This is a genomic window from Streptomyces sp. NPDC104814 (assembly GCF_055583185.1).
In genome coordinates this window covers 121,348-138,719 of record NZ_JBVJOL010000013.1, presented here as the reverse complement: position 1 = coordinate 138,719, position 17,372 = coordinate 121,348, and the positions used below count along the sequence as shown (strand labels likewise).

13 protein-coding genes are annotated in these 17,372 nt (G+C 72.8%); 11 read left to right on the top strand and 2 right to left on the bottom strand.

Annotated elements, in window-relative coordinates; genetic code table 11:
• Nucleotides 1-51: 51 nt before the first annotated feature.
• The gene (locus ACZ64A_RS33000) at nucleotides 52-1,140 is read left to right on the top strand and encodes a glutamate--cysteine ligase 2 (protein ID WP_469815607.1); all 1,089 of its coding nucleotides are present in this window, start codon (nucleotides 52-54) and stop codon (nucleotides 1,138-1,140) included.
• A 54-nt stretch (nucleotides 1,141-1,194) separates the two neighbouring features.
• On the opposite strand, the gene ACZ64A_RS32995 is transcribed toward ACZ64A_RS33000, so the two are convergent.
• The gene (locus tag ACZ64A_RS32995) at nucleotides 1,195-1,428 is read right to left on the bottom strand and encodes a DUF6480 family protein (protein WP_469815606.1); all 234 of its coding nucleotides are present in this window, start codon (nucleotides 1,426-1,428) and stop codon (nucleotides 1,195-1,197) included.
• A 162-nt stretch (nucleotides 1,429-1,590) separates the two neighbouring features.
• Here ACZ64A_RS32995 and ACZ64A_RS32990 point away from each other — a divergent pair, with 162 nt between their 5' ends.
• Entirely contained in the window at nucleotides 1,591-3,486 is a 1,896-nt protein-coding gene (locus ACZ64A_RS32990; protein ID WP_469815605.1) for an AMP-dependent synthetase/ligase, read from the top strand.
• 98 nt (nucleotides 3,487-3,584) lie between these two features.
• On the opposite strand, the gene ACZ64A_RS32985 is transcribed toward ACZ64A_RS32990, so the two are convergent.
• Nucleotides 3,585-3,872 carry a DUF4190 domain-containing protein gene (locus ACZ64A_RS32985; protein WP_469815604.1) on the bottom strand — a complete coding sequence of 96 codons (288 nt, stop codon included), beginning with the start codon at nucleotides 3,870-3,872 and terminating at the stop codon, nucleotides 3,585-3,587.
• A 213-nt stretch (nucleotides 3,873-4,085) separates the two neighbouring features.
• Here ACZ64A_RS32985 and ACZ64A_RS32980 point away from each other — a divergent pair, with 213 nt between their 5' ends.
• From ACZ64A_RS32980 to ACZ64A_RS32940, 9 genes are all read left to right on the top strand, one after another.
• A complete protein-coding gene (locus tag ACZ64A_RS32980) occupies nucleotides 4,086-4,520 on the top strand; it encodes an ATP-binding protein (RefSeq protein WP_469815603.1) in 435 nt (144 codons plus the stop codon).
• Nucleotides 4,521-4,925: 405 nt separating this feature from the next.
• Complete coding sequence (locus ACZ64A_RS32975) at nucleotides 4,926-9,203, top strand: HAMP domain-containing protein (protein WP_469815602.1); 4,278 nt, start codon at nucleotides 4,926-4,928, stop codon at nucleotides 9,201-9,203.
• Nucleotides 9,204-9,210: 7 nt separating this feature from the next.
• The gene (locus tag ACZ64A_RS32970; protein WP_469815601.1) at nucleotides 9,211-11,742 is read left to right on the top strand and encodes a SpoIIE family protein phosphatase; all 2,532 of its coding nucleotides are present in this window, start codon (nucleotides 9,211-9,213) and stop codon (nucleotides 11,740-11,742) included.
• Nucleotides 11,743-11,904: 162 nt separating this feature from the next.
• On the top strand, nucleotides 11,905-12,306 hold the full coding sequence (locus ACZ64A_RS32965; RefSeq protein WP_469815600.1) for an STAS domain-containing protein: 402 nt from the start codon (nucleotides 11,905-11,907) through the stop codon (nucleotides 12,304-12,306).
• Nucleotides 12,307-12,629: 323 nt separating this feature from the next.
• Nucleotides 12,630-13,529, top strand: a complete 900-nt coding sequence (locus tag ACZ64A_RS32960; protein WP_469815599.1) for an STAS domain-containing protein — start codon at nucleotides 12,630-12,632, stop codon at nucleotides 13,527-13,529.
• A gap of 20 nt (nucleotides 13,530-13,549) precedes the next feature.
• The gene (locus ACZ64A_RS32955) at nucleotides 13,550-13,930 is read left to right on the top strand and encodes an STAS domain-containing protein (protein WP_469815660.1); all 381 of its coding nucleotides are present in this window, start codon (nucleotides 13,550-13,552) and stop codon (nucleotides 13,928-13,930) included.
• Nucleotides 13,930-14,370 carry an anti-sigma regulatory factor gene (locus ACZ64A_RS32950; RefSeq protein WP_469815598.1) on the top strand — a complete coding sequence of 147 codons (441 nt, stop codon included), beginning with the start codon at nucleotides 13,930-13,932 and terminating at the stop codon, nucleotides 14,368-14,370. The genes ACZ64A_RS32955 and ACZ64A_RS32950 overlap by 1 nt, the downstream gene beginning before the upstream one ends.
• Complete coding sequence (locus tag ACZ64A_RS32945) at nucleotides 14,370-15,428, top strand: SpoIIE family protein phosphatase (RefSeq protein ID WP_469815597.1); 1,059 nt, start codon at nucleotides 14,370-14,372, stop codon at nucleotides 15,426-15,428. The genes ACZ64A_RS32950 and ACZ64A_RS32945 overlap by 1 nt, the downstream gene beginning before the upstream one ends.
• Entirely contained in the window at nucleotides 15,425-17,155 is a 1,731-nt protein-coding gene (locus ACZ64A_RS32940; protein ID WP_469815596.1) for a PP2C family protein-serine/threonine phosphatase, read from the top strand. The genes ACZ64A_RS32945 and ACZ64A_RS32940 overlap by 4 nt, the downstream gene beginning before the upstream one ends.
• Nucleotides 17,156-17,372: the final 217 nt, after the last annotated feature.

Here is a 17,372-nt window from a genome sequence, read left to right as displayed (position 1 = left end):
GAACCCGACTGTGCGTCCCGTAGCGGTTCGGCCAGGAAGGGCGGCCTGAAGGTGCGCACAGTCGGTGTGGAGGAGGAACTGCTCCTCGTCGACCCGGAGACCGGTGATCCCAAGGCTCTGTCCGCGGCCGCGCTGGCCCGGGCCGAGCAGGAGGACGCCGGTCAGGAGGTCTTCGAGAAGGAGCTGTACGACCAGATGCTGGAGTTCGCCACCCGGCCGCAGTCCGGGATGGCGGATCTCCACGAGGAGATCGTGCGGTGCCGCAAGGAGGCGGCCCGGCACGCCGAGAGCATCGGCTGCACCGTGGCGGCCCTGGCCACGTCGCCCCTGCCGGTCAGCCCGGCGATAGGGATGAACGAGCGCTACCAGTGGATGGCCGAGCAGTACGGCATCGCCACCCGGGAGCAGCTCGTGTGCGGCTGCCACGTCCATGTGTCGGTGGAATCCGACGAGGAGGGCGTGGCCGTCGTCGACCGGATCCGGCCCTGGCTGCCCGTGCTGTTCGCGCTGAGCACCAACTCGCCCTTCTGGCAGGGCCGGGACTCGGGTTACCGCAGCTACCGCAGCCGGGTGTGGGGGCGCTGGCCCTCGGCGGGGCCGACCGAGCTGTTCGGGTCCGTGGCGGGGTACCGGCAGCGGGTGGACGACATGGTCGCGACCGGGGTGATCCTCGACAAGGCGATGGTCTACTTCGACGCCCGGCTCTCCGAACGCTATCCGACGGTGGAGGTCCGGGTCGCCGACGTGTGTCTGCACGCGGACACGGCGGTGCTCGTCGCCACGCTCACACGGGGGCTCGTGGAGACCGCGGCCCGGCAGTGGCGGGCGGGTGTGGAGCCGGCCGGGCACAGTGTGAGCACGCTGCGGCTGGCCGCCTGGCGGGCCGCGCGCTCCGGGATCGACGGCGAGCTGCTGCACCCGGCGACCATGCGGCCGGCGCCCGCCGAGGAGGTCGTCCAGGCCCTGCTGGACCATGTCGAGGAGGCTCTCGCCGACAGCGGTGACCTCGAGTCCGCCCGCGAGTCGTGCGCCCGGCTGCTGCGCGACGGCAACGGCGCCCGGATCCAGCGCGCCCTGCTGGAGCGCACCGGCAGTCTGCGGGACGTGGTCGCGGAGTGCGTACGGCACACGCAGGCCTGAGCGGAATCCGGCCCCGGGGTCCCCGCGCCGGTGTCGGGCGGGGACCCGGGGTTCTCACACGGCCAGGGAGATGGCGTAGGCCAGGAAAAAGGCCGCCACCAGCACGACGAGAATGATGATCAGGGTGAGCGGGGCCTTCGCCCAGCCCTTGGTGGGGTTGTGCACCTCGCGCGGGCCGGCCTCGGGCAGGCTGCTCTCCGCGGGCGGGGTCTCGCCCGGGGGAACGCCGCCGCCCGGTTCCAGGCCGGTGGTGCGTTCGGGTTCGGGGTCGGGGTTCGTGAAACTCATGCGTTCCGAGTCCCCCATAGCGGGCGAGGTCAACGAAGCGGCATCACTTCCGTGAACCGGGCACCGCACGCACCCCGGCGGGGCTAGAGTCCCCCCACCGCCGACCTGGGTGGTTTCGCAGGTCAGCGACGGAACCGCCCCTGCGCATCCCTGGAGCAGCGCATGCCCGAACCCGCCCTCGCTCCCCCGGCCGTCGCCCCGCTGACCGGCGGGCTGGCCGACAGTGTCTTCGCCGCCGCCGACCGCGACCCGGTGCGGCCCGTACTGGCGCGCCGCCGTGCCGACGGCGGATGGGACGAGGTCACCGCCGTCGAGGTACGCGACCAGGTGCTCGCCCTGGCCCGGGGGCTGGTGGCGTCCGCGATCCGGCCGGGCGACCGCGTCGCGATCATGGCACGCACCCGGTACGAGTGGACGGTGCTGTGCCATGCGCTGTGGGCGGTGGGCGCCGAGGTGGTGCCGGTGTACCCCACGGCCTCCCGAGACCAGGTGGCGTTCATCCTGCGGGACGCCGGCTGTGTGGGCGTGGTCGTCGAGGACGAGCCGAGCGTGATGACGGTGGGCTCGGTGTGCGCCTCGCTGCCGCGGCTGCGGCATGTGTGGCAGCTGGACGCGGGGGCGCTCGGACAGCTGGCGGAGCGGGGTGCCCCGGTCGCGACCACCACGGTGGACTCGCTGCGCCGGCTGGTGCTGCCCGACTCCACCGCGGTCGTCGCGTACACCTCCGGCAGCTCGGGCCGGCCGATGGGCTGTGCACTGAGCCACCGGGCGCTGGCGCACCCCTGTGACACGCTGCTGGCGGGCTGGGGGCACACGGCGGCGCCTCCCGGCCAGCAGCCGTCGGTCCTCGCCTTCCTGCCGTTCTCCCATGTGTACGGGCTGATGATCCAGGGCCTGTGTCTGCGCGGCGGGGTGCTGATGGGGTACGAGCCGGACATGAGCGAGGAGGCGCTGTCCTCGGCGCTGCGCACCTTGCGGCCGACGTACTTCTACGCGGTGCCGTCGCTGTTCGAGAAGGTGTACAAGACGTTTCTGCGCACCGCCCAGCGGGCCGGCCGTGGCGCTGTGTTCGAACGGGCGGCGCAGACCGCGCGGGATTTCGCGGCGGCGTGCGAGCGGCAGCGCACGGGCCGCGGGTCGGGGCCCGGTCTCGAGCTGCGGCTGCAGCACGCCCGCTACGAGCGGACGGTGTACCGCCGGCTGCGGGCGGCGCTGGGCGGCCGGGTGACGCGGGCGACGTCCGGCGGCTCGCCGCTGCACCGGGAGCTGTCCCTGTTCTACGAGGGCATCGGCATCCATGTGCACGACGGGTACGGGCTGACCGAGACCGGCGGCGGGATCACCATGCAGCCGCTGGGCCGGGAGAAGGCGGGGACGGTCGGGCAGGCCCTGCCCGGCATGGAGATCCGGATCGCCCAGGACGGCGAGATCCTGGTGCGCGGGCCGTCGGTGTTCCAGGGGTACGTCGGGAACCGGGACGCGAGCCGGGCCGTGCTGCGCGGCGGCTGGCTGGCCACCGGTGACCTCGGGCACCTGGACGAGGAGGGGTATCTGACCATCACCGGCCGCAAGAAGGAGGTGATCATCACCAGTGGGGGCAAGAGCGTGGCGCCGGCCTTCCTGGAGCAGCGGCTGCGCATGCATCCCCTGATCCATCAGGCCGTCGTCGTGGGTGACAACCGGCCGTGTGTGGGTGCGCTGATCACCCTGGACCCGGAGTTCCTGGCGCACTGGCGGCGCTCGCTGGCGCTGCCGGGCAGCCATCCCCTGCGGGAGGCGCGTGAGGAGAACGCGCTGCGCGAGGAGATCGGCCGGGCGGTGGCCGCGGCGAACAGCGCGGTCTCGCGCTCGGAGTCGGTGCGGGTGTTCCGTGTCCTGCCGGAGCCGTTCGACCAGACGAACGGGCTGCTGACGCCGTCGCTGAAGCTGCGCCGGGACGCGATCGTGCAGGCGTACGCCGCAGAGATCGAGGCGATGTACGCGGCCCGCTCCCGCCCGGTGCGGCACCAGGCGTCGGAGCCGCCCGGGTGGGACGACTCCGACGATGTCTTCCGGTGAAGCGCGAGGTCACCGGCCCGGACGATGACGTGCGACGGGCACCGGCGACGACGATCTGCGCACGGGGGTCACCGGCCTCGGTGGTGACGCTGCCCGGGTCAGCTGCCGACGTACCAGCTGAAACCGCCGTGGGACGCGGCCAGCGAGACCAGCACCACGAAGATGATCAGATCGATGATGCCGAGCACCACACCGGCCTTGGCCATGCCTCCGCCGCCCTTCGCGGGGGCCTGACGCAGGCCGACGGCCCCGAACACGATCGCGAGCGGGCCGAGGATCACGCTGGCGAAGAACACGCCGACGACGCCGCAGACGAGGCCGGCGATCGCCAGGCCATTGGTGCGCGAACCGGAGGAAGCGGCAGGGGAACTGCCGTAACTCGTCATCAGTTTCTCCTGGAGTCAGGGGAGTTGGTGCGGTACGGCCCTCCGGGTGCCCCGGGAGCGGGGCGGCATTCCCCCGGGAAACGAATACGTTTTCGATGGTGCGGGTGGGATCGAGACGCGTACCTTCCTGACCCCTGGGAACCCTCCAGATGTCAACGACTCGCTCACAAGAAGGGACGACCGCCCTGCTGTCGCCGGGGTAGTGGATGGGACATGGCAACCGAGCCGCGTTGGGACAATGCGCTGACCACCCGAGATATGCCGAACCGCACGACACGTTTCGAGGGCGAACCCCGGGACGTGACAGGGGCCCGGCTGGCCGCGGAGGACTTCCTCCGGGCGCTGGCCAGGATCCAGCCGCCCTCCGCGGAGGAGTGCTGGCACGACATCGTGTTGATCGTCACAGAGCTGGCCGCCAACGCGGTGCAGTACGCCCCGGGCCCCTTCGAGCTGCAGCTGCGGCGCACCTTCGACGGAGTGCACGTCGTCCTGCACGACACCAGCACGACACCGCCGACTCCGCGCCCCTTCCACCCCAGCCACGGGGGCGGCGGCATCGGCTGGTACCTGGTGCAGACACTGTGCACCCAGGTCAGTGTGGTGACGAACGACCACGGCAAGGACGTGCACGTCTTCCTGCCGTGGTGAGCGTGCCCCGCCCTCAGTCCCCGGGCCCCTCGGCGGGACCGGGCAGGGCACACAGCGCCACCGGCACGCTGGATCGTCTTGCCGTCTTGCCGCCCCACCGACTCCGGGCCGCCCGGGCACCCGGCAGGGGACGGTTTTCGGCCGCTTCGCGGGGCCGGTGAAGCTTCCGGACGGTGCCGGACCCCCTCGCCGGACCACCGGAAAACCGTTCCGTGTACCCGGATTCACGTCCTCTACACATGATGCCTGACGTGCGGTTTCCGTGTGACCGTTCGTTGGCGGGATGCTGTGTCGCCGCGTGTCGGCGTGGGTTAATCTGCGGCGTATTTCTCACACCGCTTCAGTCCTCGTGGACTGCGAAGACACCTTGGGGCGGACTTCTGTGATTCGGGAACGAGGGGACGGATGACCAGCAACACGACCGAGGCCGTGGACCCGGTCCCGGCCGACCAGGAGCTGAAGAGACTCCTGGTCGGGCTGACGGCGGTCAGGGACGGCGACTTCGGTACGCGGCTGCCCGACGACGTCGACGGGCTGATGGGCGACATCGCCAAGGTCTTCAACGGCATGGTCGACCAGCTGTCCGTCTTCACCTCGGAAGTGACCCGGGTGGCGCGGGAGGTGGGCACCGAGGGGACGCTCGGCGGCCAGGCCGAGGTGCCGGGAGTCTCCGGGACCTGGGCCGACCTGACCGACTCGGTCAACGCGATGGCCGGCAACCTCACCACCCAGGTGCGCGATATCGCGCAGGTCGCCACGGCCGTGGCCAAGGGTGATCTGTCGCAGAAGATCGACGTGCCCGCCCGGGGCGAGATCCTCCAGCTCAAGAACACCGTCAACACGATGGTCGACCAGCTCTCCGCCTTCGCCGACGAGGTCACCCGTGTCGCCCGCGAGGTCGGCAGCGAGGGCCGCCTCGGCGGGCAGGCACAGGTGCCGGGGGTCGCCGGTGTCTGGCGGGACCTCACGGACTCCGTCAACCTGATGGCCGGCAATCTCACCGCGCAGGTGCGCAACGTCGCCCAGGTGACGACCGCCGTGGCGCAGGGAGATCTCTCGCAGAAGATCACCGTCGATGCCCGGGGCGAGATCCTCGAGCTGAAGAACACCATCAACACGATGGTCGACCAGCTCTCCGCCTTCGCCGACGAAGTGACGCGCGTCGCCCGAGAGGTCGGCACCGAAGGCCGCCTGGGCGGCCAGGCGGACGTCAAGGGCGTCAAGGGCACCTGGCGGGATCTCACCGACTCGGTGAACTTCATGGCGGGCAATCTGACCGCGCAGGTGCGCAATGTCGCCCAGGTCGCCACCGCGGTCGCCCAGGGTGACCTCTCCCAGAAGATCACCGTGGACGCACGCGGCGAGATCCTGGACCTCAAGGAGACCATCAACACGATGGTCGACCAGCTCTCCGCCTTCGCCGACGAGGTCACCCGCGTCGCCCGCGAGGTCGGCACCGAAGGCCGCCTCGGCGGGCAGGCCCATGTGCGCGGGGTCTCCGGCACCTGGAAGGACCTCACGGACAACGTCAACGTGATGGCGTCCAACCTGACCAGCCAGGTGCGCTCCATCGCCCAGGTCGCCACCGCCGTCGCCAAGGGCGACCTGTCCCAGAAGATCACCGTCGAGGCCAAGGGCGAGGTCGCCGCGCTGGCCGACGTCATCAACACGATGGTCGACACGCTGTCCGCGTTCGCCGACGAGGTCACCCGCGTCGCCCGCGAGGTCGGCACCGAAGGCCGCCTGGGCGGCCAGGCGCAGGTGCCCAATGTGGCCGGCACCTGGAAGGACCTCACCGACAACGTCAACTCGATGGCGAACAACCTCACCGGCCAGGTGCGCAACATCGCGCTGGTGACGACGGCGGTGGCCCGCGGCGACCTGTCGAAGAAGATCGACGTCGACGCCCGCGGCGAGATCCTGGAGCTGAAGACGACCATCAACACGATGGTCGACCAGCTCTCCGCCTTCGCCGACGAGGTCACCCGCGTCGCCCGCGAGGTCGGCACCGAAGGCCGCCTCGGCGGCCAGGCCGAGGTCGAGGGCGTCTCCGGCACCTGGAAGCGGCTGACGGAGAACGTCAACGAGCTGGCCGGCAACCTGACCCGGCAGGTGCGGGCCATCGCCGAGGTGGCGAGCGCCGTGGCCGAGGGCGACCTGACGCGGTCCATCAACGTCGAGGCCTCGGGCGAGGTCGCCGAGCTCAAGGACAACATCAACTCCATGGTGGAGTCCCTGCGCGAGACCACCCGGGCCAACCAGGAGCAGGACTGGCTCAAGACGAACCTCGCACGGATCTCCGGTCTGATGCAGGGCCACCGGGACCTGCCGGTGGTCGCCGAGCTGATCATGGACGAGCTGGTGCCGCTGGTGGCGGCGCAGTACGGCGCGTTCTACCTGGCCGAGGAGGGGGCCGACGGGGCGGAGCTGCGGCTGGTCGGCGCCTACGGGTGGCCCGACGACGACGCGCGTCCCACCCGGATCCGCTTCGGGCGGACGCTGGTCGGGCAGGCCGCCCGCAGCCGGCGCGCCATCACCGTGGACGAGCTGCCGCCGGGCTACGTGAGCATCTCCTCGGGGCTGGGCCAGGTCCCGCCGGCCGCCCTGGTGGTCCTGCCGATCGTGGTGGAGGGCCAGGTGCTCGGCGTGATCGAACTGGCCTCCGTGACACCGTTCACCCAGATCCACCAGGACTTCCTGACCCAGCTGATGGAGGCCATCGGCGTCAACGTCAACACCATCGTCGCCAACGCCCGTACCGACGAGCTGCTCGGCGAGTCGCAGCGCCTGACCGCCGAGTTGCAGGCCCGCTCCGCCGAACTCCAGGTGCAGCAGGAGGAGTTGCAGCGCTCCAACGCCGAACTGGAGGACAAGGCCTCACTGCTGGCCGAGCGCAACCGGGACATCGAGGCGAAGAACCTGCAGATCGAGCAGGCCCGGCAGGAGCTGGAGACGCGCGCGCAGCAGCTGTCGCTCGCCTCCAAGTACAAGTCGGAGTTCCTGGCCAACATGAGCCACGAGCTGCGCACGCCGCTCAACAGCCTGCTGATCCTCGCCCAGTTGCTCGCGCAGAACCCCTCGCGCAACCTCACGGCGAAGCAGGTGGAGTACGCGCAGATCATCCACTCGGCGGGCTCCGACCTGCTGCAGCTCATCAACGACATCCTCGACCTGTCGAAGGTGGAGGCCGGCAAGATGGACGTGGCGCCCGAGCGCGTCGCGCTGCAGCGGCTGCTCGACTACGTCGAGGCCACCTTCCGCCCGCTCACCAGCCAGAAGGGCCTCGACTTCCAGGTGATGACGGCGGCGGGCGCGCCCGCCGACCTGCTCACCGACGACTCCCGGCTGCGGCAGATCCTGCGCAACCTGCTGTCCAACGCGGTGAAGTTCACCGAGCAGGGCAGCGTGGAGCTGAGCATCGAACCGGCGGCCGACGACGAGGTGCCGCCGACGGTGATCCGGGGCGGCACCATCGTCGCCTTCCGGGTGAAGGACACCGGCATCGGCATCCCGGAGCAGCATCTGGAGTCCATCTTCGGGGCGTTCCAGCAGGCCGACGGCACCACCAGCCGCAAGTACGGCGGGACCGGGCTCGGACTGTCCATCACCCGGGAGATCGCCCATCTGCTCGGCGGTGCCGTGACGGTGGACAGCGCCCCGGGCCGGGGCAGCACCTTCACCCTCTTCCTGCCCGTGGCGCGGGCCGACTTCGAGGAGGCGCTCGGGGCCGCGCGCCGGACGGAGCTGACGGGGACCGTGGTGTCCTCCGAGGTGATCGGCCAGCCGGTGCCGATCGGTTCGCCGATCAGCGCCGCGCCGCGGCCGCGACGCCTGCTGGTGCTGGAGGAACGCCCGCGTGGTCTGCTCACGCTCGTCGCCGAGAGCGTGATCGCCGACATGGGCCGCACCCGGGACGACGGAACCGAGGCACCCTTCATCGAGGTCATCACGGCCGTGGGGGCACAGGAGGCAGCCGGCGCGCTGGCCGCCGAACCGTGCCACTGCGTCGTCCTCGACATGGGGATGCCCGAGGAGGAGGCGATCCGGTTCCTGGACGCGCTGCACGGTGATTCGGCGCTCGCCAACGTGCCCGTACTGGTGCACCACGGCAGCCGGCGCACGGGCTCCGCCCAGGAGAAGGCGCTCGCGGCGCACGCCGAGGGACGCCCGCTGGAGTTCCTGGCCGGACTGGACGAGCTGCGCGAACGCATCACCCTGCACCTGTCGGCCGAGGAGCCCGGAGAGGCGGTGCCGCTGGTGCGGGTGGAGGAGACGCCCTCCTCGCTCTCCGCTGAGCCCGACGCGGCCACCGACGGCCGTACGGTCCTGGTCGTCGACGACGACGCCCGCAACCTCTTCGCGCTCAGCGGCATCCTGGAACTGCACGGTCTGCGGGTGCTGCACGCCGAGAACGGCCGCGAGGGCATCGAGACCCTGCTCGCCCATCCGGACATCGCGCTGGTGCTGATGGACGTGATGATGCCGGAGATGGACGGCTACGCGGCCACGGCCGAGATCCGCGGCATGCCGCAGTTCGCCGATCTGCCGATCATCGCCGTCACCGCCAAGGCGATGCCCGGCGACCGGGAGAAGTCGATCGCGTCCGGGGCCAGCGACTACGTCACCAAGCCCGTCGACACCCAGGACCTCATGTCCTGTGTGCGGCGCTGGCTGACCGCGTGAGGACGGCATGAGTTCTTCCCAGGAGTCGGCCGATCCGGCCGGCGCCCCGCAGCAGACGACCGGGCCGGCGGACGCCACACCCGCCCGCACCCCGGACGGTCCTCCCGCGCTCGCCCTCACCCCGGACGAGCCGGCGGCGGACGGTACGCCCGCCCTCGCCCCGGACGCCTCGCCCGGCCGGTGGGCCGGGGTGCCCACGACGTCCCCGGTGGGGCGGCTCGCGGCGACGGTGGAGCGGCTGCGCCGTGAGGTGCGGGACGCTCAGGCGGAGGCGGAGGGCCGCGCCCTCATCGAGCTCGCCAAGGGCATCCTGGTCGAGCGTCTCGGGTGCGGGCCGGCCGAGGCCGCCCGGCAGCTGACCGAGCTGGCCGAGCAGGCCCGCCTGGCACCGCTGGAGTTCGCCGTCGACGTCATCAACCAGGCCGCACGGGACCGGATGTCGGAGGTGGCGACCTCCTTCCTCGCCACCGTCACCACGCCCGGTGAGGCGAGCGGTCGCAGCGGCGACGGTTCGGCGGCCGTGCGGCTGCGGTCCGCGGAGAGCGGCGCGCTGGCCGCGGACGACACCCAGTCCGTCGCGCAGTCGCTGCTGCAGCACGCCCTGCAGCCGCTCGGCGCGGTGGCCGTCGCCATTTGGTCGGCCGCCCCGGACGGATCCCTCACCCTGGCCGGGAGCGCCGGGTTCGCCGCCTCGGAAGCCGACCGCTGGCGGTACATCCCGCCCGAGGTCGCGACCGTGGCCCGGCGCGGCCTGACCGAGCCCGAGGGCCAGTGGATGACGTCGCTGGCGGCGACCGGGCTGCCCACCATCGGTCGTCGGCTGTACCCGGAGGGCGGGCGGGTGGCGCTGCCCGCCGGTACCGCGGGGCGGGTGCTCGGCGTACTGGAGATCGCCTGGCCCGAGCCGCTCGGCCCGGTGCCGCCGCAGGTGGTGAGGCAGGTAGAGGCGCTCGCCGAGCTGTGCGCCCACACCCTCCACAGTTACGCGCCCGAGGCGGTGGCCGACAGCGAACCGCGGTTGCTGCCGGACGCGGCGGAGCTGATCGACCTGGCCGACGGGCTGCACGACCCGGCCCTGGTCCTCGTGCCGCACCTGGACGCTTCGGGACAGCTGGCCGACTTCCGCATCCAGCACGTCAACAGCCGGTTCCTGGATCCTGCGGGCCGGCCGCGTGCGGTCGTCAGCGGCGCGCTGCTGCTGGAGGCGTACCCGATGGCCGCCGGCGAGAGCGACCTGTTCCAGCAGATCGAGCGCGTCTACGCCACCGGGGAGCCGTTCAGGGCCCAGCGGATGAGCCTGACCGCCCTCGTCGACCAGGTGCCGCTGTCGGCGTTCGCAGACATCAGCATCAGCCGGCACGGCAGCTGCGTCCTGCTCATCTGGCGCATCGAGGACGAGGCCGCCCGGCTGGCCAGTCTGCTGCAGCACGCCCAGCGCCTCGGCCGGATCGGCGGCTTCGAGGAGAACGCGCTCACCGGTGAGATCACCTGGAACGGGCAGCTGTTCGATCTGTACGGGCGCTCCCCGTCGGCCACCCCGGTCCCCCTGGAGGAGGTCCCGGCGCACGCGCATCCGGACGACTCGGTCGCCCTCGGCCGGTTCCTGCGGACCGTGCTGCACCACCGGCGGCCGTCGTCCACGGCGTTCCGGTTGCAGCGGCGGGACGGGGTGACGCGCCATATGCGCATCGTCGCCGAGCCCGTCCTGGACACCGATGGCCGGCTGGTCGCCGTACGCGGGGCGTACCAGGACATCTCCTCCCAGCACTGGACGGAGGTGGCGCTCGCCGCCACCCGGGACCAGCTCGCCCACACCGAGCAGCAGGCCAGTGAGCGCAGCCGGCTGGCGCTGCAGTTGCAGCAGGCCATCATGCCGCCCACGCGCGATCCGCTGGCGGTGGAGGGCTTGCAGGTCGCCGTGCGCTACCGGCCGGCCGAGACCGAGCACCTGGTGGGCGGCGACTGGTACGACGCGGTGGTGCTGCCCTCCGGTCTGGTGCTGCTGTGCGTCGGCGACGTCGCCGGGCACGGCATCGAGGCGGCGACCAGCATGGTGGTGCTGCGCAACGCGCTGCGCGGCCTCGCGGTCACCGGGGCGGGTCCCGGCCAGCTGCTGTCCTGGCTCAACATCGTCGCGCACCATCTGACCGGCGCCGTCACCGCGACGGCCGTGTGCGCCCTGTACGACCCGCACCGGCGCACCCTGCGCTGGGCCAGGGCCGGGCATCTGCCGCCGGTCCTGGTGCGCTCGTCGCAGGCCAGTGCGCTGCCGCTGGTGAAGGGCATACTGCTGGGCGCCGTGCCGGAGGCGCCGTACGAGGAGGACGAGGTGGTGCTGTCCCCGGGGGACTCGCTGCTGATGTTCACGGACGGTCTGATCGAGCGGCGCGACCGTTCCATGGAGGACTCCCTGGCCCATCTGCTGACCACCGCGCGCAGCGCGCCGGCCCCTCTGGACCACCAGCTGGACCGGTTGCTGACGTACAGCCGGTCGGACACGGACGACGACACGTGCATCGTGGGCATCCACGTCACCTGAGCGCGCGCGAGAACCGCTCGATCGCGGGACGCATGGTTGTGCCGTTCGGGGGTAACCGCGGGTGGGCAGTGAAACGACCATGGGCGGCAGCCCTGACGGGCGGGTGCACCCGCACCCGCCTCACCGACCCGAACCGGCCGCCCGCTCTTGTTGGAGGTACCCGTGCCCCTTGCCCAGAACCCGCTCTCCGTCGAGGTGACCCTGCCCCGCGAGGACGTTGCCCTGGTCGTGGTCGAGGGGCATCTGGACCTCGACACGGCGACGGAGTTCCAGGCCCATCTCGCCAACCAGCTCCATCACGGCCGCAAGCACTTCCTGCTGGATCTCTCCGCGGTGCCGTTCATGGACTCCTCCGGGATGAACATCATCCTGCGCGTCTACCAGGAGGCCCGCGATCTGCCCGGAACGGTGCACGTCATCGCGCCGGCCCCCGCCGTGCGGCGGGTACTCGATCTCACGGGCGTGAGCATCACCGTCCCGATCTCGGACTCGGTGCAGGAGGCGCTCGCGCTGATCGACCGGGGCCCGCAGGGCACCGGGGACACGGAGGCGCCCCGTACCTGACGAGGCGCGGGTCCGGCGGCGCTCCGGCGGGTCCGCACATGATCGTTCTTGTGATCGTTCTCACCCCGGGACGGGTTCCACCGTCGCCGGGGTGGTCGCGATGCACGCACGCGGCGCGGGCCGGTCCCGAACACGGGTTCCCGGGTGCGTCGGATGTCGTACCGGCGCTCCCCCCGGGGGCACCGCCCTCGGGTTCAATGCCCGCGACCCGGTGTCGTCCGCCGTTCGAGCATGGTTAGGGTGGGCGACCGGCAGAGATCACATCGCCTCTCGTCGCCTTCCGCAGGCCGCAGCGATGCCACGCAGATTGAGGAGTGACACACGTGCCGGAGCACGAAGCGTCAGCCGACCACGGCTCGCCCGCACGGGACGTCGCGGCGTTCCTGCGCCGCCGCCGGGAGCAGATCGCCCAGCGGTGGGCCGACGAACCACTGTTCCGCACGGTGTTCACCGTCTCGCGCGACGAGGCGGTGGAGGCGGGCAAGGCGGTGGCGGACGCGCTGGCCGACGTGGCCGCGTCCGAGCGGGTCGCGTCGCTGGACGCGCCCGGTTTCGCCGCCGTACGCGAGCAGCTCGGCCGGATGGGCGCCGCCCGGGCCCGCGCCGGGCTCACGCCGGGCCAGATCTCCGGCGAGCTGGACGCACTGCGCCGGCCGGCCGTGGAGCTGCTGCTGGCCGACCTCGCCGAGGCCCCGGCCGGCCGGGTGCGGGAGTCCTCGGAGGCGCTGGCCGTGCTGCTGGGCACGCTCCGCCTGGTGGTCATGGAGACGGCGGTCCTGGAGGGGCAGGCGCTGATCGACCGGCAGCGGCTGCAGCTGCTGGAGGTGGCGACGCCCGTCATCCGGCTGTGGGACGGCGTGGTCGCCGTACCGCTGATCGGCACCCTGGACAGCGCCCGCAGCCAGGTCGTGATGGAGACCCTGCTGGAGGCGGTCGTCGAGCAGAAGGCGCGCTTCGCCATCCTGGACATCACGGGCGTGCCGACCGTGGACTCGCTGGTGGCCCAGCACCTGATGAAGACGGTGCAGGCGGCGGCCCTGATGGGCGCCGAATGTGTCGTCTCCGGCATCCGCCCGGCGATCGCGCAGACCATCGTCCACCTCGGTCTGGACCTGGGTTCGGTGAAGACGCGCGCCTCCCTCGCCGACGCGCTGGCCTACGCCCTGCACGAGCTGGGCGTCGGCATCACCGGTCCCACTCCCGGCGGTGCGGGTCCGCGGTGACCGAGGGTTTCTCGCATCCGATGGGCGGCGGCCACGTGCCGGTGCTCCGGCTCGGTGACGTCCTCCTGGTCACGCTCCAGGGGGACCTGTACGACACCATGGCCCAGCGGCTGCTCCAGGACATCACGGAGGCGATCTCCAGCAGCCGGGTCGCCGGGGTCGTCATCGACCTGTCCGGCGTGGAGATCGTCGACTCCTTCCTCGGGCGGGTGCTGGCGGAGATCGCGGCGAACGCCCGGCTGCTGGCCGCGCAGACCGTCGTCGCGGGCATGCGGCCCGCCGTCGCCATCACCCTGGTGGAGCTTGGTCTGACCCTGCCCGGGCTGCGGACCGCGCTGACCACCCAGGCCGCCCTGGACCTGCTGACCGGGCCGAACGGCCCCCGGCCGGGGAGCGATTGATGGAGACGGCTGCGGGCATCGAGGCCCGTCTGCCGATCCGGTCGGACATGGACCTGGTGTGGGTACGCCAGCACATCCGCCAGGCGGCCGCACAGCTCGGCTTCGGCCTGGTGGAGCAGACCAAGCTGGTCACCGCCGCGAGTGAACTGGCGCGCAACACGCTGGTGCACGGCGGGGGCGGCGAGGTGCACACCCAGCCCCTGGTGAGCGGGCGGGCCCGGGGACTGCGGCTGACCTTCACCGACCAGGGGCCGGGCATCCCGGACCTGGAGCGGGCGCTCACCGACGGCTACACCTCCGGGGGCGGCCTCGGGATGGGGCTGGGCGGGGCGCGTCGCCTGGTGCACGAGTTCGCGGTCGACTCCACCCCGGGCGCCGGCACCACGGTCACCGTGGCGTCGTGGGCGGCCCGGCCGCCGCTGCCGCGTGAGGAGATCTGATGGCCCGGGTGTGGCAGGTGCCGGTGCAGGATTCGACGCGGGTGCGGGACGCCCGGGTGGCCGCGGAGGGCGCGGCGGCGCTCGCCGGTCTCGACGAGCCGCGTACGGCCGCCGTGGCGCTGGTGGCGACCGAGCTGGCGACCAACCTGCTCAAGCACGCCGGCGGCGGGCTGCTGCTGGTCGACGTGGTCGCGCCGCCGGCCCTGCCGGGCGGCGCCGAGGAGGCGGGGGTGGTGCAGATCGCGGCCGTCGACCACGGTCCGGGCATCGCGGATGTCGCCGAGGCGCTGCGCGACGGGTTCTCCACCACCCGCTCGCTCGGGGCGGGCCTCGGCACCTGCCGGCGCATCGCCGACGACTTCGGCCTGCACAGTGTGCGCGGCCGCGGCACCGTGGCGCTGGCCCGCATCGGGCCCGTCGTGCCCGCACACGTGCGCCGGCAGGGCGCCGGGGCGCGGGCCGGCGGGGTCGTCGTGCCGTTCGCGGGCGCCGACTTCTCCGGCGACGCCTGGGCGTGGGCCCGGTCCGGGGACCGGCTCACCCTGATGCTGGCCGACGGGCTCGGACACGGTCCGGAGGCGTCCCGGGCGTCCGCGGCGGCCGTGCGCGAGCTGCACCGCTCCGCCCACCTTCCGCCGGCCGAACTGCTGCGCCGGCTGCACACGGAGCTGGCCGGCACCCGGGGCGCGGCCGTCGCGCTGGCCCAGCTGGAGACGGACGTGAACCGGCTGCGGTTCGCGGGCGTCGGCAACATCGGGGCGCGGCTGCGCGAGGGCGACTCCTGGCGTGCGCTGCTGTCGCGCCCCGGCATCGTGGGCGTGCACCGGCCGGCCACACTGGCGGAGACCCTGCTGCCGTGGTCGGCGGAGCGGCTGTTGATCCTGCACAGCGACGGCCTGCCCAGCCGCTGGGTGCCGCCGTCCGACCCGGAGCTGCTCGCGGCGGATCCGGCGGTCCTGGCCGCCGTGACGGTCCGTGACGCGAGCAGCAGCGCCAGCCCCGTACGGGACGACACCGCCGTGGCGGTGCTGGCGCCGAACCCGCCGGAGCGGCCATGACCCGTACCTGGCAGATCGCCACCGCCACCGACGCGGCCCGTGCCCGGATCGCCACGCTCGGGCTGGCCGCCGCACACGGTGTGTCCGCGCTGGACCGTACCCGGCTGGCCGCGGCGCTCAGCGGACGGCTGCGGCAGTGCCTGACCAAGGGCGGCGCCTGGCGGGTCACCCTCGAACCGGACCCGGCCGAGGGCCTGCTGCACGCCGTCGTCGAGCCCGCGCCGGGCACGGACGCCGTCGGTGAGGGGCCGTGGCGCACGGCGGTGCCCTGCCCCGAGTTCGCGGACACCGTGGCGGTGGGCGACCCGCCGGACGACGCCGAGCTGCTCGCGGAGGCGCTGCTGGGCGCCGACGAGGACACCGCGCTGGTGCTCGGCAAGCTCGCCGAGCAGGAGGATCTGGTCGCCTTCCACCGCGAGGAGCTGCACCAGACCAACCAGGGTGTGCTGGCGCTGCACGCGGAGCTGGACGCCGCCGGACGGGCCCAGCGCGAGGCGTTCGCCGCGGAGCGGGCGGCCCGGCAGGAGGCGGAGCGGGCGCGGCGCCGGCTCACCTTCCTCGCCGACGCCAGCGCGGAGCTGACGGCTTCCCTGAACCATGACGAGATCGTGCGCCGGCTGCCGCAGCTGCTGGTGCCGGAGTACGCCCGCAGCGTCGACGTATGGCTGTTCGACGGTGACGGGGAGCGGGCCGAGCGCCCCGACGCGGCACCCACCGTGCCGCATCCGGCCGCCGCGGTGATCGCGGCCCGCACCGGGCGGCCGCAGTACGCCGCCGACCACCCCGGAGCGCTGCCCGGGGTCGACGACCAGCCGCCCTCGGCGCTGGAGCCGCTGCGGCCGCTGCTGTGCGTGCCGCTGTCGGCGCGGCGGGCGCCGCTGGGCGTGGTGACGCTGTCGCCGCCCGGCGAGCGCTGGGACCCCGACGACGCGGTGATGCTCATCGAGCTGTTCCGGCGGGCCAGCACGGCGATCGACAACGCCCGCCGCTTCGAGCACAACCGGGACATCGCCGAGACCCTGCAGCGGGCCCTGCTCACCGATCTGCCCACCCCGCCGGGGCTGCGGCTGGCCGCGCGCTATCTGCCGGCGACGTACGGGCTGAACATCGGCGGTGACTGGTACGACGCGTTCCTGCAGCCCGACGGCAGCCTGATCACCGTCGTCGGGGACGTCACCGGGCACGGGCTGCACGCGGCGGTGATGATGAGCCAGCTGCGCACCGCGCTGCGCGCCTACGCCGTGGACGGCAGCAGCCCCGGCCGGCTGCTGACCCGGCTGCACGAGTTCCTGCACCATCTGCAGCCCGACCTGTACGCGACGGCCGTCATCGCCCGCTTCCACCCGGACGAGGCGACGCTGACCTGGGCGGCCGCGGGCCATCCGCCGCCGGTGCTGCGCGGCCCGGACGGGCGGGTGCGCATCCTGGACGACAAGCCCGGTGCGATGCTGGGCATCCCGCTGCGGCAGGAGATCGCCGACCACACCGTGCCGGTGACGCCGGGCTCGACGCTGGCTCTGTACACCGACGGCCTGGTGGAGCGGCGCGCCGCCGGCATAGACCCGGGCATCGGGCGTCTGGCCGACGCGCTCGGGGACTTCCCGGGCGCCGAGCTGGCCCGGGACCTGGAGAGCGCGGCGGACCGCATCCTGCCGCCGCTGCTGAGCGACTCCGAACGCGACGACGACGTGTGCCTGCTGCTGTGCCACCTCGCCGGGTCGTCCTGATCCCCCTCCCCCGCGCCCGCCGCTGATCGGTCACCGTCCTGACCTGCGGTCAATCCCGCGTACCAGGCGCCCGCACCGGCGTGAAGGGGCAGACTGACTGGCGTACGTTCGTCTGCCTGCCGCACCCGACTGGCGCGGTGGCCGCGAACACGGTGGGATCGATCAGGTGCGAAGCAGCGCTCCGGCGGGCACACGCACACGAGTCGATCCAACCGCC